The sequence below is a fragment of the Streptomyces sp. NPDC001663 genome (genome assembly GCF_042893105.1).
Classification (GTDB): Bacteria; Actinomycetota; Actinomycetes; order Streptomycetales; family Streptomycetaceae; genus Streptomyces.
The window spans coordinates 102394-126205 of sequence record NZ_JBIAUR010000008.1 but is presented as its reverse complement, the minus strand read 5'-3'; the positions used below and the strand labels follow the sequence as shown (position 1 = coordinate 126205).

The window sequence follows — 23812 nt, the reverse complement described above, 5'->3', positions numbered from 1 at the left end:
GGAACGCGGTATCCGGTTCCCGAGAACCGCTCCATCATGTAACCTGCACGAAATTTTGCACTCCGCAGAGGGCCAGCGTCGTCCCTCGGCAACGCGAATATGCCACTTGAGACGACGACGGGAGAGCCGATGCGTACGCCGCGCCAGCCGTCCCAGCACTCCGCGAATGGCCAGAACTGGTCCTTCATGGATGCTCGCCCTGCTGCGCAGGGTATGTACGACCCCCGCAACGAACGCGACGCGTGCGGCGTCGGTTTCGTCGCAACCCTCACCGGCGAGGCGTCCCACACCCTGGTTGAACAGGCCCTGACGGTTCTGCGCAACCTCGAGCACCGCGGCGCCACCGGCTCCGAGCCCGACTCCGGCGACGGCGCCGGCATTCTCTCCCAGGTTCCCGACGCGTTCTTCCGCGAGGTGGCCGGATTCGAGCTGCCCGAGGCGGGCGGTTACGCGGTCGGTATCGCCTTCCTGCCGGAGGAGGGGACGGCCGAGGCCGTCTCACAGATCGAGACGATCGCAGCCGACGAGGGCCTCACCGTCCTCGGCTGGCGCGAGGTTCCGGTCGCGCCCGAACTGCTGGGCGCCACCGCCCGTTCGACGATGCCGGTCTTCCGCCAGATCTTCGTCACGGACGGTTCGTCGAAGGACATCGTCCTCGACCGCAAGGCCTTCGCGCTGCGCAAGCGCGCCGAGCGTGAGGTCGGTGTCTACTTCCCGTCGCTCTCGGCCCGCACCATCGTCTACAAGGGCATGCTGACCACCGGTCAGCTGGAGCCCTTCTTCCCGGACCTGTCCGACCGCCGCTTCGGCTCGGCCGTCGCCCTGGTCCACTCGCGCTTCTCCACGAACACCTTCCCGTCGTGGCCGCTCGCGCACCCCTACCGCTTCGTCGCGCACAACGGTGAGATCAACACCGTCAAGGGCAACCGCAACTGGATGGCCGCCCGCGAGTCCCAGCTGGTCTCGGACCTGTTCGGGGACAAGGGTCTGGAGCGTGTCTTCCCGATCTGTACGCCGGACGCCTCCGACTCGGCGACCTTCGACGAGGTGCTCGAACTCCTGCACCTGGGCGGGCGTTCGCTGCCGCACTCCGTGCTGATGATGATCCCGGAGGCGTGGGAGAACCACGACTCCATGGACCCGGCCCGGCGCGCCTTCTACCAGTTCCACTCCACGATGATGGAGCCCTGGGACGGCCCGGCCTGTGTCACCTTCACCGACGGCAAGCAGGTCGGCGCGGTCCTCGACCGCAACGGCCTTCGCCCCGGCCGCTACTGGGTCACCGACGAGGGCCTGGTCGTCCTCGGCTCCGAGGTCGGCGTCCTCGACATCGACCCCGCCAAGGTCGTCCGCAAGGGCCGGCTGCAGCCGGGCCGTATGTTCCTCGTCGACACGGTCGAGCACCGCATCATCGAGGACGACGAGATCAAGGCCGGCCTCGCCGCCGAGCACCCGTACGCGGAGTGGCTGGAGGCCGGCGAGATCGAGCTGTCCGACCTGCCCGAGCGCGAGCACATCGTGCACACGCACGCCTCGGTCACCCGCCGCCAGCAGACCTTCGGTTACACCGAGGAGGAACTGCGCGTCATCCTCGCGCCGATGGCCAAGGCCGGTGCCGAGCCGATCGGTTCGATGGGCACGGACTCGCCGATCGCCGCGCTGTCCTCGCGCCCGCGTCTGCTCTTCGACTACTTCACCCAGCTGTTCGCGCAGGTCACCAACCCGCCGCTGGACGCGATCCGCGAGGAGCTCGTGACCTCGCTGCGCTCGTCCCTGGGCCCCGCGAGCAACCTCCTCGAGCCGACCGCCGCTTCGTGCCGCTCGGTCACCCTGCCCTTCCCGGTGATCGACAACGACGAGCTGGCCAAGCTCATCCACATCAACGCCGACGGCGACATGCCGGGCTTCAAGGCCGCGACCCTGTCCGGTCTGTACCGGGTCTCCGGCGGCGGCGACTCCCTCGCCGCCCGCATCGAGGAGATCTGCACCGAGGCCGACGCCGCGATCGAGAACGGCGCCCGGCTGATCGTCCTGTCGGACCGCCACTCGGACGCCGAGCACGCGCCGATCCCGTCGCTGCTGCTCACCGCGGCCGTGCACCACCACCTCATCCGCACCAAGCAGCGCACTCAGGTGGGTCTGCTGGTCGAGGCCGGTGACGTCCGCGAGGTCCACCACGTCGCGCTGCTCATCGGCTTCGGTGCCGCGGCCGTGAACCCGTACCTGGCGATGGAGTCGGTCGAGGACCTGGTCCGCGCCGGCACCTTCCTCTCGGACATCGAGGCCGAGCAGGCCATCCGCAACCTGATCTACGCCCTCGGCAAGGGCGTTCTGAAGGTCATGTCCAAGATGGGCATCTCGACCGTCGCCTCCTACCGCGGCGCCCAGGTCTTCGAGGCCGTCGGTCTCGACGACGCCTTCGTCGAGAAGTACTTCAACGGCACGGCCACCAAGATCGGCGGCGTCGGCATCGACGTCATCGCCAAGGAGGTCGCCGCCCGCCACGCGAAGGCGTACCCGGCCTCGGGCATCGCGCCCGCGCACCGTGCGCTGGAGATAGGCGGCGAGTACCAGTGGCGCCGCGAGGGCGAGCCGCACCTGTTCGACCCGGAGACGGTCTTCCGTCTGCAGCACTCCACGCGCACCGGCCGCTACGACATCTTCAAGAAGTACACCGAGCGCGTGAACGAGCAGTCCGAGCGCCTGATGACGCTGCGCGGCCTGTTCGGTTTCAAGTCCGGTGTCGAAGGCCGCGCGCCGATCTCCATCGACGAGGTCGAGCCGGTCTCCGAGATCGTCAAGCGCTTCTCCACCGGCGCCATGTCGTACGGCTCCATCTCGCGCGAGGCGCACGAGACTCTCGCCATCGCCATGAACCAGCTGGGCGGCAAGTCCAACACCGGTGAGGGCGGCGAGGACCCGGACCGTCTCTACGACCCGGCCCGGCGCAGCGCCATCAAGCAGGTCGCCTCCGGCCGCTTCGGTGTGACCTCGGAGTACCTGGTCAACGCGGACGACATCCAGATCAAGATGGCCCAGGGCGCCAAGCCCGGTGAGGGCGGTCAGCTGCCCGGCCACAAGGTGTACCCGTGGGTCGCGAAGACGCGTCACTCGACGCCGGGCGTGGGCCTCATCTCCCCGCCGCCGCACCACGACATCTACTCCATCGAGGACCTGGCCCAGCTGATCCACGACCTGAAGAACGCGAACCCGCAGGCGCGGATTCACGTCAAGCTGGTCTCCGAGGTCGGCGTCGGCACGGTCGCCGCGGGTGTGTCGAAGGCGCACGCGGACGTCGTGCTCATCTCGGGTCACGACGGTGGTACGGGTGCTTCTCCCCTTACCTCTCTGAAGCACGCGGGCGGTCCCTGGGAGCTCGGCCTCGCCGAGACCCAGCAGACCCTGCTGCTCAACGGCCTGCGCGACCGCATCGTCGTACAGACCGACGGGCAGCTGAAGACCGGCCGTGACGTCGTCATCGCCGCGCTGCTCGGCGCCGAGGAGTTCGGTTTCGCGACCGCGCCGCTCGTCGTCTCCGGCTGCATCATGATGCGCGTCTGCCACCTGGACACCTGCCCGGTCGGCATCGCCACCCAGAACCCGACCCTGCGCGACCGCTTCTCCGGCAAGGCCGAGTACGTCGTCAACTTCTTCCAGTACATCGCCCAAGAGGTCCGCGAGATCCTCGCCGAGCTGGGCTTCCGCTCCATCGAGGAGGCCGTCGGCCACGCCGAGGCGCTCGATGTGACCCGCGCGGTCGACCACTGGAAGGCGCAGGGCCTGGACCTCGAGCCGCTGTTCCACGTGCCCGAGCTGGCCGAGGGCGCGGTGCGCCACCAGATCATCGAGCAGGACCACGGCCTGGAGAAGGCGCTCGACAACGAGCTGATCAAGCTCGCCGCCGACGCCCTGGCCGCGTCCAGCGCCACCGACGCCCAGCCGGTGCGCGCCCAGGTCGCCATCCGCAACATCAACCGCACGGTCGGCACCATGCTCGGCCACGAGGTGACGAAGAAGTTCGGCGGTGCGGGCCTGCCCGATGACACCATCGACATCACCTTCACCGGCTCCGCGGGCCAGTCCTTCGGCGCCTTCCTCCCGCGCGGTGTCACGCTGCGCCTGGAGGGCGACGCCAACGACTACGTCGGCAAGGGCCTCTCCGGTGGCCGCGTCATCGTCCGTCCGGACCGGGGTGCCGACCACCTCGCCGAGTTCTCGACGATCGCGGGCAACACCATCGCCTACGGCGCGACCGGCGGCGAGCTGTTCCTGCGCGGTCGTACGGGCGAGCGGTTCTGCGTCCGCAACTCCGGCGCGACGGTCGTCTCCGAGGGCGTGGGCGACCACGGCTGCGAGTACATGACCGGCGGTCGTGCGGTGGTCCTCGGCGAGACGGGCCGCAACTTCGCGGCCGGCATGTCGGGCGGTATCGCGTACGTCGTCGACCTGAACATCGACAACGTCAACGTCGGCAACGTCAGCGCCGTGGAGGCCCTCGACGACACCGACAAGCAGTGGCTGCACGACGTCGTGCGCCGGCACCAGGAGGAGACGGGCTCCACGGTCGCCGAGAAGCTGCTCGCCGAGTGGGACACCGCCGTCGAGCGCTTCAGCAAGATCATCCCCAGCACGTACAAGGCAGTGCTCGCCGCCAAGGACGCCGCCGAGCAGGCGGGACTCTCCGAGTCCGAGATCACCGAGAAGATGATGGAGGCGGCGATCAATGGCTGACCCGAAGGGCTTTCTGAACCACGGCCGCGAGGTCGCCAAGTCCCGTCCCGTCGAGGAGCGCCTGAAGGACTGGAACGAGGTCTACGTCCCCGGCTCCCTGCTGCCGATCATCAGCAAGCAGGCCAGCCGCTGCATGGACTGCGGCATCCCGTTCTGTCACAACGGCTGTCCGCTCGGAAACCTGATCCCCGAGTGGAACGACTACGCCTACCGCGAGGACTGGGCCGCCGCCTCGGAGCGTCTGCACGCGACCAACAACTTCCCGGAGTTCACCGGTCGCCTCTGCCCGGCCCCCTGCGAGTCGGCCTGTGTGCTGGGCATCAACCAGCCCGCGGTGACCATCAAGAACGTCGAGGTCTCGATCATCGACAAGGCGTGGGACAGCGGTGACGTCGCACCGCAGGCCCCGGAGCGCCTGTCCGGCAAGACCGTCGCGGTGATCGGCTCGGGCCCGGCGGGCCTGGCCGCCGCCCAGCAGCTCACGCGGGCCGGCCACACCGTCGCCGTCTACGAGCGCGCGGACCGCATCGGAGGCCTTCTCCGGTACGGCATCCCCGAGTTCAAGATGGAGAAGCGGCACATCAACCGCCGTATCGAGCAGATGCGCGCGGAGGGCACCCGCTTCCGTACCGGCATCGAGATCGGCCGCGACCTCAAGGCGACCGACCTCAAGAAGCGCTACGACGCCGTCGTCATCGCCGCCGGTGCGACGACCGCGCGTGACCTGCCGGTGCCGGGCCGCGAGCTCAAGGGCATCTACCAGGCCATGGAGTACCTGCCCCTGTCGAACAAGGTCCAGGAGGGCGACTACGTGGTCTCGCCCGTCTCGGCCGAGGGCAAGCACGTCGTGGTCATCGGCGGCGGCGACACCGGTGCGGACTGTGTGGGCACCGCCCACCGCCAGGGCGCGGCCTCGGTGACGCAGCTGGAGATCATGCCCCGCCCGGGCGAGGAGCGGAACCCGGGCCAGCCCTGGCCGACGTTCCCGATGCTCTACAAGGTCACCTCCGCGCACGAGGAGGGCGGCGAGCGGGTCTACTCCGTCTCGACGACCCACTTCGAGGGCGACGAGGACGGCAACGTCCAGTGGCTGCACCTGGTCGAGGTCGAGTTCGTCGACGGCAAGCTGACCCAGAAGCCGGGCACGGAGCGCAAGATCCCCGCCCAGCTGGTGACGCTGGCCATGGGCTTCACGGGCACCGACCGCGAGAACGGCCTGGTCGAGCAGTTCGGCCTGGACCTCGACGAGCGCGGCAACATCGCCCGCGACGCCGGCTTCCAGACCAACGTCCCCGGCGTCTTCGTCGCCGGCGACGCGGGCCGCGGCCAGTCCCTCATCGTGTGGGCGATCGCGGAGGGCCGCTCGGCCGCCCGCGGCTGCGACCGCTTCCTGACCGGAGCCAGCGACCTGCCGGCACCGATCCGGCCGACGGACCGTTCGCTGATGGTCTGACGGTGACACAAGGGATCTGACGGTCCCTCAAAAACGTCCCGTACAAAGGCGTACGGAACACAGACGGCGCCTGCCCTTCCAGTCCCCGACCGGACGATGGGCAGGCGCCGCCGCATGTCCTCGGCCGGATGCGGCCTCCAGCCCCACGCCGGGGGCGGAGGTGCTGCGGGAGAAGTGGGGTGCCGGTCAGGCGACCTTGTACGTCTCGCCGTACACCTTCCACACCAGCGGTGTCTTGAGCCCCAGGTTCCCGTCGTACAGGAACTGCCGCTGGGCCGTGTCGATGCGGGTGGTGTCGATGCCGGCGCGCTTGGTCTTCATGGCCGCCCGGCGGACGTCCAGGAAGATGTCGAGGTACGACTTCTCCGAGCCGCCCTCCGACGGGGTGTCCGCCTCGTGCATCGCGCGCTCGCGCAGGCCGTAGAAACTGGTCGGGCCGGTGCCGGGGCCGTGGAAGACCATGGCGTCGTAGTAGACGAACTGGCCGAGCGTGCCGAGGCCGTCGAGCTTGGCGAGGCGGACGGCCGGGTCGAAGTAGACCCGGTCGCGCTCGGCGTCCTGGGCCTTGCGGAAGGCGGGCAGCTTCGCCTCCGCCTTCCAGGCCGTGCTGAAGCCGGGGTCCAGGCCCTTGTGCGAGTCCGTGCCGTCGACCTTGTGCAGGGCGGGGAGGTACTTCGCCAGTCCGTTGTCGGGGTGGGCCCTGGTGTAGCGCTCGACCAGGGTGAGCAGGTCGTGGGTGCCGGTGCAGAAGCCGACGGTGCCGGCCGTGTAGCCCTGGCCGTCGCCTATGTCCTCGATGTAGCCGTACGCGCTGCGCCAGTTCAGGGTCGAGTTCTCGGCGCTGGCCACGAGCTCCTGCGCCAGTTCCTTCTTGGCGGGCGCGGCCAGGCCCGGCGGCAGGTCGGCGATCACCTCGTCGTCCTGCGCCTGCTCCTGCTCGGCCCGGGCCTTGGCGTCCTGGCGGGCCTGCTCGGCCGCGGACCTGGGAGCCTTGGCGGCGCCGTCGTCCGAGTCCGCGGGCATGAGGAAGTACACCGTGGCCGTGACGACGACGGGGACCGCGGCGAACAGCAGGAGACCGGCATATCGGGGGCCCGGGGGGCGGCCCCCGGAAAAACGCTGCATAGCGGAGAGGGTACGGCCAGGTCATTCCCGGGCGATTCCCAGGCCGCTCACGCTGTCAGTTCCGTGACCTTCGCGATCGTCAGGATCACCAGCAGGGCCAGCAGGGCCACGCAAGCGCCCGCCTGGACGAGGTTGCGGCGGCTGTCGCGCGGAGCGTACGCGTACGCCAGGGTCACCACACCGCCCGCCAGCAGGCCGCCGAGGTGGCCCTGCCAGGACGTGAGGCCGGCGGAGATCAGCAGCCACAGCAGCAGGCCCGCCACGAAACGGTTGACGGTGCTCATGTCGGCGCCGAGGCGGCGGGCCATGACGTAGTACGCGGCGCCGAGTCCGAAGATCGCGCCGGACGCGCCGAGCGTGGGGGTGTCGGGCGCGATCAGCAGGACCAGGACCGAGCCGCCGAACGCCGAGAGCAGATAGAGGGTGATGTAGCGGATCCGGCCGAGCTGGGACTCGACCACCCGGCCGATGTTCCACAGCGACACCATGTTCATCACGATGTGCAGGATCCCGAACGACCCCCCGGTGGGCGGCAGATGCAGGAACGCGCCGGTCAGCAGGCGGTACCACTCACCACCGACGACACCTTCGAGGTGGTAGTCGGAGGGGTAGTTGGCCAGCCACACGTAGTGGCCGCCGTCGGGCCCCATCAGCCCGCGGCCCAGCATCTCGAACCGGTCCACGATCGAGGGCCGCACCAGCTCGCCCAGGTAGGCGAGGACATTGAGGCCGATCAGTATGTACGTCACCAGCGGCGCCGTCGTGATCCGGCCGCCGAACGCGGTGCGTGCCTGCCGTACCGACCGGGCGCCCTCCTTCACACACTCCGGGCACTGGTGGCCGACGGCCGCCTCGCGCATGCAGTCGGGGCAGATGTAGCGGTCGCAGCGGGTGCAGCGGACGTGCGACTCCACCTTGGGGTGGCGGTAGCAGGTGGTGACGGCGGACTCGGGTTCCACTGCCGGCTCCTCGGTAGGGGGTGGGACGGGCGGCGAGCCGGTGGGGACGGCGGCGATCAAAATAGCCAATGCCTCTGCACGGTGGGAGTGGTGGGGCCGGTGTGACGTAACCTCGGCACGAACGAAGGGGGGAGCATGGCCGCGATCAGTCTCCGCAAGGTCGAGGAGACCGCGCCCGCGCTGGTCAGCCTGTACAAGAGCGCCGGGGTGTCGCTCGAGAAGCACGGGCTGGACGGGCTGCGGGCCGCGGTGTACCTCGTCGTCGACTACTCCGGTTCGATGAAGCCGTACTACCGGAACGGCAGTGTGCAGGCGCTCGCCGACCGGGTGCTCGGGCTGTCCGCGCACCTCGACGACGACGGACGCGTGCCGGTGGTCTTCTTCTCGACCGACGTCGACGCCGAGACCGACATCGCGCTGGCCGACCACGAGGGCCGTGTCGAGAAGATCGTGGCCGGGCTCGGGCACATGGGCAAGACCAGCTACCACCTGGCCATGGACGCGGTCATCGACCACTACCTCGACAGCGGCTCCACGGCCCCCGCTCTCGTCGTCTTCCAGACCGACGGCGGCCCGATCAACAAGCTCGCCGCGGAACGCTATCTGTGCAAGGCGGCGAAGCTGCCACTGTTCTGGCAGTTCGTGGGCTTCGGGGACCCGGGCAGCAAGCAGTTCGACTTCCTGCGGAAACTGGACGAGCTGGCGGTGCCGGCCAGGCGGGCCGTGGACAACGCCGGGTTCTTCCACGCGGGCGCCGATCCGGGCAAGGTGTCCGACGCGGAGCTGTACGACCGGCTGGTCGGGGAGTTCCCGAAGTGGCTGGTCGCCGCGCGAGCGCAGGGCATCGTACGGGCCTGAGTCACCCCCTCGGCCGTCCGCACCGTTGGCTTGGCCTCCCCGTCGTGCCACCCTGAGGATGATCCGACGGGGAGGCGACGAACCTATGGACGGCGCACGAACGGGGAACGAGACGGCGGGCTCCACCCGCAGGGAGCCGCCGAGCAAGGGCGAGAAGGTCGCGGACTGGGCCGACGGGCGGCTGGGGCTCTATGGGCTGGCCAAGGCCAATATGCGCAAGGTCTTCCCGGACCACTGGTCCTTCATGCTGGGGGAGGTCTGCCTCTACAGCTTTCTCATCCTGATCCTCACCGGCATCTATCTCACCCTCTTCTTCGAGCCGAGCGGCGTCGAGGTGATCTACCACGGCTCGTACGTCCCGCTCAACGGCGTCCCGATGACCCGGGCCTACGAGTCCACGCTCGACATCAGCTTCGACGTGCGCGGCGGGCTGCTGATCCGGCAGATCCACCACTGGGCGGCGCTGGTCTTCGTCACCGGCATGCTGGTGCACATGATGCGGGTGTTCTTCACCGGAGCCTTCCGCAAGCCGCGCGAGCTGAACTGGCTGTTCGGCTGGACCCTGCTGATGCTCGGCATCATCACCGGCCTGACCGGCTACTCGCTCCCCGACGACCTGCTGTCCGGCACCGGCATCCGCTTCGCCGACGGCGCGATCCTGTCCGTCCCGATCGTCGGGACGTACCTGTCCTTCTTCCTCTTCGGCGGGGAGTTCCCGGGGCACGACATCATCCCGCGGCTCTTCCCGATCCACGTCCTGCTGCTGCCGGGGATCATGCTGGGCCTGGTCGTCGCCCATCTGATCCTGGTCTTCTACCACAAGCACACCCAGTACCCGGGGCCCGGACGGGACCAGAAGAGCGTCGTCGGCATGCCCTTCCTGCCGGTCTACATGGCCAAGGCGGGCGGCTTCTTCTTCCTCGTCTTCGGCGTGCTGGCGATCATGGGCGGCATCGCGAGCATCAACCCGGTGTGGGCCTTCGGGCCGTACCGGCCGGACCTGGTGACCACCGGCGCGCAGCCCGACTGGTACCTCGGCTTCTCCGAGGGACTGATCCGGGTGATGCCGGGATGGGAGATCAACCTCTGGGGCCACACCCTGGAGCTGGGCGTCTTCATCCCCTTCTCGCTGTTCCCGCTGATCCTGCTGGCCCTCGGCCTGTACCCCTTCGTCGAGGCCTGGGTCACCGGCGACAAACGCGAGCACCACATCCTGGACCGGCCGCGCAACGTGCCGGTCCGCACCGGTCTGGGTGTGGCCTGGCTGAGCCTGTACGCGGTGCTGCTGATCGGCGGCGGCAACGACATCGTCGCCACCCATCTGCACCTCTCCATCAACGCGATCACCTGGTTCGTGCGGATCTCGGTCTTCGTGGCGCCGGTCGCCGCCTTCCTCATCACGAAACGGGTCTGCATGGGCCTGCAGCGCCGGGACCGGGACAAGGTGCTGCACGGCAGGGAGACCGGCACCATCAGGCGGCTGCCGCACGGCGAGTTCGTCGAGGTCCACGAACCGCTCCCGCAGGACCAGCTGCACACCCTCACCCAGCACGAGCAGGCCCCGCCGTACGAGATCGGTCCGCTCGTCGACGCGAACGGCGTGCGCCGGCCGGTCAAGGCCGGACAGCGAATGCGGGCCCGGCTGGCGCGGGTCATGTTCGGGTCCGAGTCGCACATCCCGAAGCCGACGGCGGAGGAGTACCAGGAGCTCACCAGCGGCGATCATCACCACTGACCACCGCCCCCGACGACCAGGGCCCGGCACTCCCGCGGCCCGCCCCATGCGGTGCGCAGGGCGCGGGCCTTGGTCAGCCACAGGGACAGGTCGTACTCCGCGGTGTAGCCGATCGCGCCGTGCAGCTGCAGCGCCGTACGGGCGGTGGCGTACGCCGCCTCGCACGCCGTGACCTTGGCGGCGGCGACCTCGGCGGGGGCCATGCTCAGCGCGGCACCGAACAGCAGGGGGCGCGCGAACTCCAACGCGATCTTCGCGTCGGCCAGTTGATGCTTGACGGCTTGGAAGGAGCCGATGGGCACGCCGAACTGGCTGCGCTGCCTGACGTACGCGACGGTCCGGTCGAGCAGGGCGAGGCCGACGCCGAGGGCCTGGGCCGCGGTGGCGAGACGGGCGTGGCCGAGGGCACGGGCGGCGGCTTCGGCGACCTGGGGGCCGGCGGCGAGGAGTTCCCCGCCGGACGGGGTGGGGAAGAGGCGGCGGGCGGGGTCGAGGGAGGGGCGGGCACCGTCCGGTGGCGGGGCGAGGCGCAGTTCGGTGTTCGTCCCTGACAGCGTCAGGCGTACGTCCGCGACGTCCGCGTCCAGTGCGTACGCCCCCGTCGCCAGCGTGGCCGTCGACTCGCCGGTGGCCAGCGCGGGCAGCAGCCGTTTGGCCGGGCCCGGGTCGTCCAGGCCGGCGAGCACCGTGGCCGCGGCAACCGTCTCCACCAGTGGCCCCGGCACCGCATGACGCCCCAACTCGACGAAGGCGACGGCGAGTTCGACAGCCCCGGCGCCCAGCCCGCCGTACTCCTCGGGAACCGCCAGCGCGAACACACCCGCGTCTGCGATACGGGACCACAGCGCCCGTCCGCCCGCATGCTCGCCCCGGCTCCAGTCCCGTACGACCGAAGGCGTGTCGGCCGCTGTCAGCATCGCGCCCAACGAGTCCGCGAACGCCCGCTGTTCTGCATCGAGCAGGAAGCGCATCAGCGGCGTCCCTTCGGCAGGCCGAGCAGCCGCTCGGCGATGATGTCCCGCTGGATCTCGTTCGTGCCCGCGTAGATCGGGCCGGCGAGGGAGAAGACATAGCCCTCGGCCCAGTCCGAGTCCGCCAACTCGCCCTCCCCGCCCAGCAGATCGAGCGCCGTCTCGTGCAGTGCGATGTCGTACTCCGACCAGAACACCTTGTTCAGGCTGGACTCCGGGCCGATCGCGTCGCCGTCCAGGAAGCGGGAGGCCGCCGCGTAGGTGAAGAGCTGGTATGCGCGGGCGCCGATCAGGGCGTCGGCCACCTGGTCGTGCGCGTGCTGTGGACTTCCTTGCTCCTTCCAGAGGTTGAGCAACCGGTCCGCCGCCGCGAGGAAACGGCCGGGGGAGCGCAGCATCAGCCCCCGCTCGTTCCCCGCCGTCGACATCGCGATCCGCCAGCCCTCGCCGGGCTCGCCGATCACGTCCTCGTCCGGTACGAACACCTCGTCCAGGAAGAGTTCGGCGAACGCCGGTTTCCCGTCGAGGCGGCCTGTCGGACGGACCGTGACGCCGGGCGCGCGCAGGTCGAACATCAGGTACGTCAGCCCGTGGTGGGGCTTCGGAGCCGCCGGGTCGCTGCGGAACAGGCCGAAGGCGCGGTCGGCGAAGGCGGCCCGCGATGACCAGGTCTTCTGCCCGCTCAGCAGCCAGCCGCCGTCCGTGCGTACGGCCCTTGATCTGAGGGAGGCCAGGTCGGACCCGGCCTCGGGCTCCGACCACGCCTGCGCCCAGACCACCTCGCCGGTCGCCATGGACGGCAGCACGCGCGCTCGCTGCTCCTGCGTGCCGTGGTCGAAGAGGGTCGGTGCGAGCAGGCTGATCCCGTTCTGGCCGACGCGGCCGGGTGCGCCCGCCGCCCAGTACTCCTCCTCGAAGGCCAGCCAGCCGAGCAGGCCCGCGTCCCTCCCGCCGTACTCCGTGGGCCAGTTGACGACCGACCAGCGGTCCGCGGCCAGCTCGGCCTCCCAGGCGCGGTGGGCGGCGAAGCCCTCCGCGGTCTCCAGGGACGGCAGCGGGTCGGCGGGCACATGCGCGGTGAGCCAGGCCCGGGCCTCGGCCCGGAAGGCCGCGTCGGCGGGGGAGTGAGTGAGGTCCACGGTCGTCGCCCTCCTTCCCTAACAAGTGTTTGGTAGATTAGCGTGGTGCCATGACAACGGTCGAGACTCCGGCCCCGGTTCCCGGTCACGGGCTGCTGAAAGACCGCACCGCCGTCATCACCGCGGCGGCGGGCGCGGGCATCGGCGGCGCGACCGCACGGCGCTTCCTCGAGGAGGGCGCGCGCGTGCTGATCAGCGACGCGCACATACGGCGGCTCAAGGAGTACGAGGCCGAGCTGGCCGGCGAGTTCGGCGCGCAGGCGGTGGGCGCAATGGCGTGCGACGTGACCGACGAGGCGCAGGTACGGGAGCTCTTCGACACGGCCGTGCGGGAGCACGGGCGGCTGGACGTAGTCGTCAACAACGCAGGTCTGGGCGGCACTTCGGATCTCGTCGACATGAGCGACGAGCAGTGGTCGAAGGTGCTGGACGTGACGTTGAACGGCACGTTCCGGTGCGTACGGGCGGCGTTGCGGCGCTTCCACACGGAGGGGCGGGGCGGCGTGATCGTCAACAACGCCTCCGTCGTCGGCTGGCGCGCCCAGGCCGGGCAGGCGCACTACGCCGCCGCGAAGGCGGGCGTGATGGCGCTGACCCGGTGTGCGGCGATCGAGGCCGCCGAGTACGGGGTGCGGGTCAACGCCGTCTCGCCCAGCCTCGCCATGCACCCGCACCTGGTGAAGGTGACGACGCCCGAACTGCTGGAGGAACTGACCGCGCGCGAGGCCTTCGGGCGCTACGCCGAGCCCTGGGAGGTTGCCAACGTGATCGTGTTCCTGGCGTCGGGCTACTCCTCGTACATGACCGGAGAAGTCGTCTCCGTCAGCAGTCAGCATGCGTAGGACGACAATGGGACCGTGCCGACCAAGAAGAAGCCCCAGGTGACCGCCGCGCCCGCGCGCCGCCGCGAACTCCTCGAGACCGCCGCCGAGGTCTTCGCCGAGCAGGGCTACAACGCCACCACCGTACGCAAGATCGCGGACCACGCGGGCATGCTCGCGGGCAGCCTCTACTACCACTTCGACTCCAAGGAATCGATGCTGGAGGAGATCCTGCGCACCTTCCTCGACGAGCTCTGGGGCGGCTACGACACCGTCCTGGACGCCGAGCTGGGACCGCGGGAGACCCTGGAGGCGCTGGTCACCGAGTCGTTCCGGGAGATCGACCGGCACCGCGCCGCCGTCGCGATCTACCAGAAGGAGAGCAAGCAGCTGGTCGCGCAGGAGCGGTTCGCGTTCCTCGCCGAGTCACAGCGCAAGTTCGAGAAGGCGTGGCTGTCCACGCTGGAGCGCGGGGTCGCCGCCCGGGTGTTCCGGGCCGACCTCGACGTCCGCCTCACCTACCGGTTCGTGCGCGACACCGTGTGGGTGGCCGCGTCCTGGTACCGGCCCGGCGGACAGCACAGCCCGGAGGAGATCGCCCGGCAGTACCTGTCGATGGTGCTGGACGGGATCGCCGTACGCACATAACTCATCGGGGAGTCTGGGGAGTTGCCATGGCCGAGGCCTATATCGTCGAAGCGGTCCGTACGCCCGTCGGGCGGCGCGGGGGCGGGCTGAGCGGGGTCCACCCGGCCGACCTCGGCGCGCATGTGCTCAAGGAGCTGGTCGCGCGCTCCGGCGTGGACCCGGCCGCCGTCGAGGACGTCGTGTTCGGCTGTCTGGACACCGTGGGGCCGCAGGCCGGGGACATCGCGCGGACCTGCTGGCTGGCGGCCGGGCTGCCCGAGGAGGTGCCGGGCGTGACGGTCGACCGGCAGTGCGGCTCCTCGCAGCAGGCGGTGCACTTCGCGGCCCAGGGCGTGCTGTCCGGCACCCAGGACCTGGTGGTCGCGGGAGGCGTCCAGAACATGTCGCAGATCCCGATCGCCTTCGCGACCCGCCAGGCCGCCGAGTCCCTCGGATTCACCGCCGGCCCCTTCGCCGGCAGCGAGGGCTGGCGCGCGCGGTACGGGGACCAGCCGGTGAACCAGTTCGTCGGCGCCGAGACGATCGCCGCCAAGTGGGGGATCAGCCGCCAGGACCAGGAGGAGTTCGCGCTGCGGTCGCACCGGCGGGCGCTGCGAGCCATCGACGAGGGCCGCTTCGAGCGGGAGACCGTGGCCTACGGCGAGGTCGCCGTCGACGAGGGGCCGCGCCGGGACACCTCCCTGGAGAAGATGGCCGGGCTCAAGCCGGTCCTCGACGGTGGGACGATCACCGCCGCCTGCTCCTCGCAGGTCTCCGACGGTGCGGCCGCGATGCTGCTGGCCTCGGAGCGGGCGGTGCGCGAGCACGGGCTGACACCCCGCGCACGCGTCCACCACCTCTCCGTACGCGGCGAGGACCCGATCCGCATGCTCTCCGCGCCGATACCGGCCACCGCCCACGCCCTGAAGAAGACCGGCCTGACCATCGACGACATCGACCTCGTCGAGATCAACGAGGCCTTTGCGCCGGTCGTCCTGGCCTGGCTGAAGGAGACCGGCGCCGACCCCGAGAAGGTCAACGTCAACGGCGGCGCCATCGCCCTCGGCCACCCGCTGGGCGCGACCGGCGTCAAGCTCATGACCACCCTGCTGCACGAACTGGAGCGCACCGGTGGCCGGTTCGGACTGCAGACGATGTGCGAGGGCGGCGGCCAGGCGAACGTGACGATCATCGAACGGATCTGACGCCTGGACCGCGGCAGCCGCCGCCCGTCACCGTCCGAGGGAGAAGCCCAGCACCACGCCCGCGGACACCTCCACCATGCCCGGCGCGAGATCGCCCGCCGAGTTGCCGCCCCCGCCGCCGTGGCCCCGGTACTGACGGAACTCGTACGACTCCGAGTCCACGTCCTGGACATGCACCACCGGACCGAGCGGCACGCCCGCCGCCTGCGTGTACACCTCGGCCTTGCGGCGGGCGGCGGCCACCGCCTTCCGGCGCGCCTCGTCCCGCAGCGCCGGCTTGTCGTGCACGTCGAACTCGACGCTGTCGATCCGGTGCGCACCGGCGTCGACCGCGTCCACGATCAGCTGCTGGAGGTCGTCGAGCGCCGGGGTCTCGATGGCGTACGAGGCCTGGCAGCGGTAGCCGAGGAACTTGCGGTCGCCGCCGTAACCGTCGTACTCCGACTGGAGCTTGAGCCGCGACCCGGACACCGCGGCGTCCGGTATCCCGTGTCCGCGCAGTACCTCCCGCAGCCGCGCCACCGCCGCGCCCGCCTCCTGAAACGCCTTGTCCGGCAAGGGTTCCAGCACATCCACCGTCAGCTTCACCCGCACCAGCTGCGGCTCGGCCCGCACGCTGCCCGCCCCGAACACACTGAGCCCCCAGGGCTCTCTGATCGTCTCCGTCATGCGCGCATTGAAGCACCGCCCGCCGACAGCGCGCCGACGATTTCCGCGGCCTCGGCCATCACCCGCTCCACCAGCTCCGCGCACGACGGCAGGTCCTCGATGACCCCGGCGACCTGTCCGGACGCCATCACCCCGAGGTCCGTACGACCGTCCACCATCGCCGACTTGAGCAGCATCGGGGTGTTCGCGGCGAGCAGCACCTGGCTCCAGGACAGCTCCTTGCCGTGCTTCAGGGCGAGCCCGTCGCGCACCATCTGCCGCCAGGTGAGGCCGGACAGCTTCCGGAACCCCGCCGCCCGGCGCACGGCATGCAGCAGAGCCCTCGCACGGCCGGAGTGCTCCAGGGAGTCCACCAGGTCCGTGCGCAGCATCCGGTGCGGCAGCCCGTCCACCGCCGTGGTGACGGTGACGTCCCTGACCGTCGCCGCCAGGTATCTCGCCTTCACCGCGTCCGGCACCGTCGAGTCGGAGGTGAGCAGGAACCGCGTGCCCATCGCGACCCCGGCCGCCCCGTACGCCAGCGCCGCGACCAGCCCCCGCCCGTCGAAGAAACCGCCCGCCGCCACGACCGGTATGTCCACCGCGTCCACCACCTGCGGCAACAGCACCGTCGTCGCCACCTCACCGGTGTGCCCGCCACCCTCACCGCCCTGCACGATCACGGCGTCCGCGCCCCAGGCCGCGACCTTCTCGGCGTGCCGCCGGGCGCCTATGGAGGGGATGACGACCACGCCGGCCTCCTTCAGCTCCGCGATCAGCTCGGGCGAGGGGGCAAGGGCGAAGGAGGCGACCCGGACGCCCTCGTCGATGATCAGGCGGACCCGGTCGTGCGCGTCGCCCGCGTCCGCGCGGAGGTTGACCCCGAACGGCGCGTCCGTACGGGACTTCACCTCCCGTACCGCCTCGCGCAGCCGGTCGACGGTCATGGTCGCGGAGGCCAGGATGCCGAGCGCGCCCGCGTTCGCCGTCGCGGAGACCAGGCGCGGGCCGGCCACCCAGCCCATGCCCGTCTGCACGATCGGATGGCGGATTCCGACCAGCCGGGTCAGCGCCGTCTCCATCACGAACCGACCTCCCTGGCACGGGTGTTGGCGGGATCGATGACCTCCCGGATGAGCCGCAGTTCCTCGGCGGTGGGTTCGCGGGTCGGCCGCACCTTGTCCGGGACGACCAGGTCGAATCCGGTCGCCTCCCGCACCTCGTCGAGAGTCACCCCCGGGTGCAGCGAGGCCAGCCGCATCGAATGGTCGGGGGTCGCGAAGTCGAAAACGCCCAGGTTGGAGACGACGCGCGGGATGCGGTGGAAGCGGGCCGTGTCTGGATGGGCGGCCGCGTGGTCGTACCCGACTCCGCACACCATGTCGACCTTCTCCACGAAGACTCGCCGGGAGTGTCTGGGCACCCAGTAACTGGTGGGATTGTTGAGGGTGTTGACCGGCGCGCCCCGCACCCCGAGCAGCTGCCGCTTCGGCCGCTCCCAGTCGCCGATGCACGAGATGTTCTGGTTGCCGAACCGGTCGATCTGGCTCGCGCCCATCATCACGTGCCGTCGGCCGCTGGAGACCAGGGCGAGGTGCTGGCGGTACGGCAGCCAGCCCTCGGGTGTCCCGTCCGGGCGGACGAGCATCGCCTCGCCGTCGGTCAGCAGCAGGTCCGGGGAGAAGGTGAGCCGGGCCAGCCGGGCTCCCGCCGACGGGATCAGGCCCATCGGGCTCGCCAGGATCTCACCCGCGTCGCGCCAGGCCTCGGCGCAGGCGATCACGCAGTACTCGGCGCGAGTGGGTGCGAGCAGTGGGGCGCTGGTCATCGCTGTTCCCCCTGCCAGGCCTGGACGGCGGACTGGTAGGCCTGTTCGTCCCCGTCGAGGTAGCGTGCCGCGAACTCCGGCCAGGGCGTGGACGCGTACTGCTTCTGGAAGGCCTCGTCCCTGCCGTAGTCCGGCGCGCAGGACGTGAAGTGCGCGCCGTTCGGGGCCTCGACGACACCGGTGACCGTGTGCCGCTTGACGAGCAAGGTCTGCGGTGCCGCATCCTTCGTCAACTCGGCCGTGTCGACGATCCGTTCGCACGAGACGTACGCCATGTCCGCCGCCTCGCAGAACAGGTCGTCGAAGTACGGGTCCGGGCCCAGATACTGTCCGTTGCCCAGCCGGTCGGCGCGATTCACGTGCACCAGGGCTGCGTCCATCCTCAGGGCGGGCACCGCCACGAACGTCTCCCCGTCCCCGTAGGGCGAAGTGACCGTCCTGAGGCCGGGGTTGACCCGCATCACGTCCGAACCGATCCCGGCCCGCACCGGCAGGAACGGCAGCCGGTTCGCCGCCGCGTGCAGCCCCCACATGAACATCGCCTCGTCGATCTCCGTCAGCTCGAGGGCGCCGCGCTCGCGTGCCGCGCGGTAGTGCGGTTCGAGCGGGATCGAGTCGAGGGTGACGAAGGCCGTCACCAGCTTCCGCACCCGCCCGGCCGCCGTGAGCATGCCGACGTCCGGGCCGCCGTACGAGACGATCGTGAGGTCGCTGACGTCCGACCGTAACAGCGCTCTGACCAGGGCCATCGGCTTGCGGCGCGAGCCCCAGCCGCCGATGCCGAGGGTCATGCCGCTCTCCAGACGGGAGACGGCCTCCTCGGCGGTCATCGTCTTGTCGCTCACCTACGCGCCCTCCTTCCCTTCCTTGCCGAATGTGTCCCGGACCCGGTCGGCCACCCCGACCGCGCTCGCCTCGTAGGTGAACCCCTGCTCGAAGCGGTAGCTGCGGCGTACGTCGACGGGGTCGATGCCGTTGATGGCGGACTTGGCGAGCCGGATCAGCTCGCCGTCCTTGGCGGCTATCTCGCGCGCCAACTCCAGGGCGGCCGCTTGCAGTTCCTCGCGCGGCACGACACGCCACACCGAGCCGTGCGCGTGCAACTCGGCCGCGCTCGCCGTGCGCGAGGTGTAGTACAGCGCCCGCATCAGGTGCTGCGGGACCAGCCGGGCCAGATGCGTGGCCGCGCCCAGGGCGCCCCGGTCCAGCTCCGGCAGGCCGAACGTGGCGTCCTCGCTCGCCACGATCACGTCCGCGTTCCCCACAAGCCCGATGCCCCCGCCCAGGCAGAACCCCTGCACCGCCGCCACCACCGGCACCTCGCACTCGTACACCGCCGCGAACGCCTCGAAGCAGCCTCGGTTGGCGCCCGCCAGCGCGCTCGAGCCCTGTGCCTGTATCTCCTTGATGTCCACGCCCGCGTTGAACCCACGCCCCTCGGCAGCCAGCACCACGCACCGCACCTGCGGATCGCGGCCCGCCGTGCGCACGGCGTCGGCCAGGGCGAACCAGCCCTGCACCGGCAGCGCGTTCACCGGCGGGAAGTCGACCGTGACGACGGCGATGCCGTTTTTTTCGGGCCCGTTTTCCGGGGACGAGGTGGAGACACCCATGAGCGCATCAGCTACCTTTCCAACCAACGCCTTTCCACCAAACATTTGTTAGGTGTGAGGCTTCGAAGCTAGCAGCCGTCGGATCGGAGCGGGAAGGCCTGTGGATAACTTGCGCCGGCCGCAGCTGAGCGGCAGGACCGTCGTCGTCACCGGAGGCACCCGGGGCGTCGGTGCCGGGATCGCGAAGGCCTTCGCCGAGGCCGGCGCGGAGGTCGTCGTCTGTGCGCGCAGACCGCCCGAAGTGCCCCTTGCCGATGTGGAGTTCGCTCCCCTCGACCTGCGCGACCCGCCCGCCGTGCGCGCCTTCTTCGCCGCGCTGCCCCGGCTCGACGTCCTCGTCAACAACGCGGGCGGCGGGCCCTACCGGCTGCTGGCCGACGCGGACGCCGAGCGCCATGCACGGGTCGTGGAGCTGAACCTCCTCGCTCCGCTGACGGCTTCTCTGGCCGCGTACGAGCACCTCAGGCGGGTGAAGGGCGCCGTCGTGATGATCGGCAGCGTCAGCGGCAGCCGTCCCTCGCCCGGTTCGGCGGCGTACGGGGCGGCCAAGGCGGGCCTGGAGAACCTCGCCCGCTCGATGGCCGTGGAGTGGGCGCCCGAGGTCCGCGTCAACACACTCGTCGTCGGCATGGTCCGCACCGAGCTGGCCCACCTCCACTACGGCGGCGAGGACGGCATCGAGGCGGTCTCGCGCACGGTGCCGCTCGGCCGGCTGGCCACGCCGGCCGACGTCGGCGCGGCCGCCGTGTTCCTCGCCTCCGACGCGGCCGCGTACATCAGCGGGGCGAGTCTGCTGGTGCACGGGGGAGGGGAGCGGCTGGCGTTCCTGGATGCGGCAACCGCCAACAAGGAGGCCTGAGATGAGCGGAATCTGCGACGGGCGGGTCGTCGTCGTCACCGGTGCCGGCCGCGGGCTCGGGCGCGCACACGCGCGCGCGTTCGCGGCGGAGGGCGCGCGGGTCGTCGTGAACGACCTGGGTGTCGGTCTTGACGGGGTGCCCGGGGCCGGCAGCCCGGCCGAGGCCGTCGTCGCCGAGATCCGTGCGGCGGGCGGCGAGGCGGTCGCCCACGGCGGCGACATCGCGACCACCGAAGGGGCGTCGTCCCTGGTCGCGACCGCCCTGGAGACGTACGGCCGGCTCGACACCCTGGTCAACAACGCCGGTTTCCTGCGCGACCGGATGCTGGTCAACCTCGACGAGGACGACTGGGACGCAGTCCTGCGCGTCCACCTCAAGGGCCACTTCCTGCCGCTGAAGCACGCCGCCGCGCACTGGCGGGCCGAGGCCAAGGCGGGACGCACACCCGTGGCCCGGATCGTCAACACCAGCAGCGGAGCGGGGCTGTTGGGGTCGGTCGGGCAGGGTAACTACAGCGCCGCGAAGGCCGGCATCGTCGGGCTGACACTCGTCGCCGCGGCCGAACTCGCCCGCTACGGCGTCCAGGTCAACGCGATCGCGCCCGCGGCCCGCACGCGCATGACGGAACGCACCTTCGCCGAGACGATGACGGCGCCGGCGGCCGGCTTCGACGCGATGGCCCCCGAGAACGTCTCCCCCCTCGTCGTCTGGCTCGGCTCCGCCGCGAGCGCGGGCGTGACCGGGCGGGTCTTCGAGGCCGAAGGCGGCCGGATCACGGTCATGTCGGGCTGGCGCCCTGGACCGAGCGCCGACAAGGGGGCGCGGTGGAGCCCGGGGGAGGCGGGAGAGGCGGCGCTGAAACTGCTCGCGGAGGCCGAGGTGCCGGGGGCGGTGTACGGGGGCTAGGCGCGCTCAGTCGGTGAGGCGGGCGGCGGCCTTGCGCTGCTGCTCCGTCATCGTCTGCAGGAAGCGGATCGCGATGTCCAGCTCGTCCGTGCTGAACTCCTCGCACGCCTCGGCGATTTCGCGCGCCCACTCCTCGAAGAACGCGAAGAGATGGGCGATCTTCTCCCGGTTCAGCTCGACGAGCACGCGCCGCTTGTCCGTCGGGTGCTTGACGCGGTGTACGAATCCCTTGCCCTCGAGGCGGTCGACCAGCCCGGTGACGGACGCGGGCGCAAGTCCGGTGCGCTCGGAGAGGTCCTTCGCGGTGAGCGGGCCGTAACGCTCCAGCAGGTCGAGGGCCTTCTCCTCCGTGGTGTTCAGGCCCTGCTTGGCGGCCACCGCGGAATGGAACATCACCGTCATCCCGCTGTGCTCCCGGCCCACCGTGAACAGCCGCAGCAGCGTTTCGGCCCGCCGCTTGTCGTCCCACGGGACGACCGCCTCGAGGTTGGGCACCGGGCCGTGACCCGCCGTCTGCGCCTCGCGCCCGGGTTCCCGGTCCGTCTCGCTCCTGCTCATGGGGTCAGCCTAGCAAATATTTCGTTCGGTCGAACTAACTACTTGCGATCAGGGGCGGGCTGATGCAAGTCTTTCGTTAGGCCGAACGAAATAAATCCGGGCCGACGAATCCGGGCCGACGAATCCGGAACCGGCGAATCCGAGCCAACGGGAGACCTCATGTCGACGACCCTTGCCGCATCCCCGCCCACCGCGGCGGACCCGCATCCGCGCCGCTGGGCGGCCGCCGTCGTGATGATGATCGCGGCGCTGATGGACCTGCTGGACGTGACGATCGTGAACGTCGCGATCCCGTCCATCGGCCGCGACCTGCACGCCTCGCACACCGCGCTGCAGTGGCTGGTCTCCGCCTACCTGCTGGGCTTCGCCGCCACACTGATCGTGGCCGGGCACCTCGGGGACCGCTTCGGGCGCCGGGGCCTGTTCCTCGCCGGGACCGCGGGGTTCGGACTGGCGAGTCTCGGGTGCGGACTCGCCCAGTCTCCTGGGCAGTTGATCGCCGCGCGCGCCGTGCAGGGGGTGATGGCGGCGGTGCTGATGCCGCAGGTGCTCGGATCGTTCCGCACGCTGTTCCGGGGCAAGGAGCGCGGGGCCGCCTTCGGGATGTACGGGGCCGTCGCCGGGTTCGCCTCGGCGGTGGGGCTGCTGCTCGGCGGGCTGCTGACCGATGCCGATCTGTTCGGGTGGGGCTGGCGGTCGGTGTTCCTGGTCAACGTGCCGGTGGCGGTGGGGACGCTGGCGGCGGGGCTGGTGCTGGTGCCGTCGACCAAGGAGCGGGCGGCCGGGCGGCCGGACGCGTGGGGGAGCCTGGTGCTCGCGGGCGGGCTGGTGGCGATCGTGCTGCCGCTCGTGCAGGGGCGGGAGAACGGGTGGCCGGTGTGGGGCTGGGCCTGCCTGGCCGCGGGTGTCTGCGCCGTCGTCGGGCTCGGGGTGTTCGAGGCGGGGCGGCGGCGTGGGGCGGGGACGGTGCCGCTGCTGCCGGCCGGGGCGTTCCGGTTGCCGGCGTTCTCGGTGGGGGTGCTGGTGCAGCTGCTGTTCTCCGTGAGCATGCAGGGGTTCTTCCTGGTCTTCGCGATCTGGCTGCAGGGGAGCGAGGGGTACACGCCGATGCAGGCCGGTGTGGTGACCGTGGCCTTCTCGGTCGGCGGATTCCTTACGGCGCCTGCCGCGGACGGGCTCGCGGTGCGGTTCGGGCGGCTGGTGCTCGGGACCGGTGCGCTGATGATGGCGGGCGGCTTCGGCTGGGTGTGGGCGGCGGTGGCCGACGCACCCGCCGAGCACACCGGGGCGTGGCCGCTGGTGCCGGGCCTGGTGATCGCCGGTGCCGGGCTGGGCTTCCTGGTGGTGCCGCTGGTGAACGTGGTGCTGTCCGCCGTGCCGGGCGAGCTGGCGGGCGGCGCGTCCGGGATCTTCTCCACGGCTCAGCAGTTCGGGGGAGCGGTGGGGGCGGCGGTCGTCGGGACCGTGTTCTTCGACCATGCGGGGTCGGGGCTGACCGATGCGCTGGCTGCGGCGATGCCTTGGGTGACGGGCGGGTTCGTGGTGTGCGCGGCGCTGTGCGGGGCCTTGCCGCGCCGGTCGGTGGCACCAACCGACCTGTCCGGCGATTGAGGACGAGGCCCGTTCAGGGCCGAAGCGGGGGGGGCGGGGGGGGGCCCGGGCCCCCCCCCCCCCCCCCCCCCCCCCCCCCCCCCCGCCCCCCCCCCCCCCGCCCCCCCCCCCCCCCCCCCCCCCCCCCCCCCCCCCCCCCCCCCCCACACCCCCCCCCCCCCACG

General features: G+C 70.9%; 20 protein-coding genes. 10 read left to right on the top strand and 10 right to left on the bottom strand.

Annotation, left to right across the window (positions count from 1 at the left end; translation table 11 throughout):
• The first annotated feature begins 129 nt into the window (after window positions 1-129).
• Both gltB and ACFY1L_RS25725 read left to right on the top strand, forming a co-directional pair.
• Window positions 130-4731 (top strand): glutamate synthase large subunit, encoded by a 4602-nt coding sequence (gltB, locus tag ACFY1L_RS25730; RefSeq protein WP_388828743.1) that lies wholly within the window; start codon window positions 130-132, stop codon window positions 4729-4731.
• Window positions 4724-6184 carry a glutamate synthase subunit beta gene (locus tag ACFY1L_RS25725; RefSeq protein ID WP_388828740.1) on the top strand — a complete coding sequence of 487 codons (1461 nt, stop codon included), beginning with the start codon at window positions 4724-4726 and terminating at the stop codon, window positions 6182-6184. The genes gltB and ACFY1L_RS25725 overlap by 8 nt, the downstream gene beginning before the upstream one ends.
• Before the next feature lie 186 nt (window positions 6185-6370).
• On the opposite strand, the gene ACFY1L_RS25720 is transcribed toward ACFY1L_RS25725, so the two are convergent.
• Window positions 6371-7309, bottom strand: a complete 939-nt coding sequence (locus ACFY1L_RS25720) for a chitosanase (protein ID WP_388828737.1) — start codon at window positions 7307-7309, stop codon at window positions 6371-6373.
• Window positions 7310-7356: 47 nt separating this feature from the next.
• On the bottom strand, window positions 7357-8268 hold the full coding sequence (locus ACFY1L_RS25715; RefSeq protein ID WP_388828734.1) for a rhomboid family intramembrane serine protease: 912 nt from the start codon (window positions 8266-8268) through the stop codon (window positions 7357-7359).
• A 135-nt stretch (window positions 8269-8403) separates the two neighbouring features.
• Here ACFY1L_RS25715 and ACFY1L_RS25710 point away from each other — a divergent pair, with 135 nt between their 5' ends.
• Both ACFY1L_RS25710 and ACFY1L_RS25705 read left to right on the top strand, forming a co-directional pair.
• Window positions 8404-9126, top strand: a complete 723-nt coding sequence (locus tag ACFY1L_RS25710) for a vWA domain-containing protein (RefSeq protein WP_388828732.1) — start codon at window positions 8404-8406, stop codon at window positions 9124-9126.
• A gap of 85 nt (window positions 9127-9211) precedes the next feature.
• Entirely contained in the window at window positions 9212-10861 is a 1650-nt protein-coding gene (locus ACFY1L_RS25705; protein WP_388828729.1) for a cytochrome bc complex cytochrome b subunit, read from the top strand.
• On the opposite strand, the gene ACFY1L_RS25700 is transcribed toward ACFY1L_RS25705, so the two are convergent.
• Together ACFY1L_RS25700 and ACFY1L_RS25695 are read right to left on the bottom strand one after the other, a co-directional pair.
• Window positions 10852-11832 (bottom strand): acyl-CoA dehydrogenase family protein, encoded by a 981-nt coding sequence (locus ACFY1L_RS25700; RefSeq protein ID WP_388828726.1) that lies wholly within the window; start codon window positions 11830-11832, stop codon window positions 10852-10854. The two genes, ACFY1L_RS25705 and ACFY1L_RS25700, sit on opposite strands and share 10 nt — an antisense overlap.
• The gene (locus ACFY1L_RS25695) at window positions 11832-12971 is read right to left on the bottom strand and encodes an acyl-CoA dehydrogenase family protein (protein WP_388828723.1); all 1140 of its coding nucleotides are present in this window, start codon (window positions 12969-12971) and stop codon (window positions 11832-11834) included. The genes ACFY1L_RS25700 and ACFY1L_RS25695 overlap by 1 nt, the downstream gene beginning before the upstream one ends.
• 50 nt (window positions 12972-13021) lie before the next feature.
• Between ACFY1L_RS25695 and ACFY1L_RS25690 the strand changes: the two genes are divergently transcribed.
• Genes ACFY1L_RS25690 through ACFY1L_RS25680 form a run of 3 tightly spaced genes read left to right on the top strand, consistent with a single transcriptional unit; the run spans window position 13022 to window position 15624 of the window.
• Entirely contained in the window at window positions 13022-13813 is a 792-nt protein-coding gene (locus ACFY1L_RS25690; RefSeq protein ID WP_388828720.1) for an SDR family oxidoreductase, read from the top strand.
• Window positions 13814-13828: 15 nt separating this feature from the next.
• Window positions 13829-14440, top strand: coding sequence for a TetR/AcrR family transcriptional regulator (locus tag ACFY1L_RS25685; protein ID WP_388828717.1), 612 nt, complete (start codon window positions 13829-13831; stop codon window positions 14438-14440).
• A gap of 26 nt (window positions 14441-14466) precedes the next feature.
• Complete coding sequence (locus ACFY1L_RS25680) at window positions 14467-15624, top strand: acetyl-CoA C-acetyltransferase (RefSeq protein ID WP_388828714.1); 1158 nt, start codon at window positions 14467-14469, stop codon at window positions 15622-15624.
• Window positions 15625-15651: 27 nt separating this feature from the next.
• Here the strand turns inward: ACFY1L_RS25680 and ACFY1L_RS25675 are convergent, their stop codons facing one another.
• From ACFY1L_RS25675 to ACFY1L_RS25655, 5 genes are read right to left on the bottom strand one after another with little or no spacing between them, the layout of a single operon-like run.
• Window positions 15652-16293 (bottom strand): SIMPL domain-containing protein, encoded by a 642-nt coding sequence (locus ACFY1L_RS25675; protein WP_388828711.1) that lies wholly within the window; start codon window positions 16291-16293, stop codon window positions 15652-15654.
• Window positions 16290-17354: an NAD(P)H-dependent flavin oxidoreductase gene (locus ACFY1L_RS25670; RefSeq protein ID WP_388829846.1), complete on the bottom strand. Its 1065-nt coding sequence runs from the start codon at window positions 17352-17354 to the stop codon at window positions 16290-16292. The genes ACFY1L_RS25675 and ACFY1L_RS25670 overlap by 4 nt, the downstream gene beginning before the upstream one ends.
• On the bottom strand, window positions 17354-18100 hold the full coding sequence (locus tag ACFY1L_RS25665; RefSeq protein WP_388828708.1) for a CoA-transferase subunit beta: 747 nt from the start codon (window positions 18098-18100) through the stop codon (window positions 17354-17356). Before ACFY1L_RS25665 ends, ACFY1L_RS25670 begins: the two co-directional genes overlap by 1 nt.
• Window positions 18097-18945: a CoA transferase subunit A gene (locus tag ACFY1L_RS25660; protein WP_388828705.1), complete on the bottom strand. Its 849-nt coding sequence runs from the start codon at window positions 18943-18945 to the stop codon at window positions 18097-18099. The genes ACFY1L_RS25665 and ACFY1L_RS25660 overlap by 4 nt, the downstream gene beginning before the upstream one ends.
• Window positions 18946-19713, bottom strand: coding sequence for an enoyl-CoA hydratase family protein (locus ACFY1L_RS25655; protein WP_388828702.1), 768 nt, complete (start codon window positions 19711-19713; stop codon window positions 18946-18948).
• 100 nt (window positions 19714-19813) lie between these two features.
• On the opposite strand from ACFY1L_RS25655, the gene ACFY1L_RS25650 reads away from it, so the two are divergent.
• Entirely contained in the window at window positions 19814-20572 is a 759-nt protein-coding gene (locus tag ACFY1L_RS25650; protein WP_388828700.1) for an SDR family oxidoreductase, read from the top strand.
• Window position 20573: 1 nt separating this feature from the next.
• Window positions 20574-21479: an SDR family oxidoreductase gene (locus ACFY1L_RS25645; protein WP_388828697.1), complete on the top strand. Its 906-nt coding sequence runs from the start codon at window positions 20574-20576 to the stop codon at window positions 21477-21479.
• A 6-nt stretch (window positions 21480-21485) separates the two neighbouring features.
• On the opposite strand, the gene ACFY1L_RS25640 is transcribed toward ACFY1L_RS25645, so the two are convergent.
• Window positions 21486-22037, bottom strand: a complete 552-nt coding sequence (locus ACFY1L_RS25640) for a MarR family winged helix-turn-helix transcriptional regulator (RefSeq protein WP_388828694.1) — start codon at window positions 22035-22037, stop codon at window positions 21486-21488.
• A 159-nt stretch (window positions 22038-22196) separates the two neighbouring features.
• Here ACFY1L_RS25640 and ACFY1L_RS25635 point away from each other — a divergent pair, with 159 nt between their 5' ends.
• A complete protein-coding gene (locus ACFY1L_RS25635) occupies window positions 22197-23648 on the top strand; it encodes an MFS transporter (RefSeq protein WP_388828691.1) in 1452 nt (483 codons plus the stop codon).
• Window positions 23649-23812 lie beyond the last annotated feature (164 nt).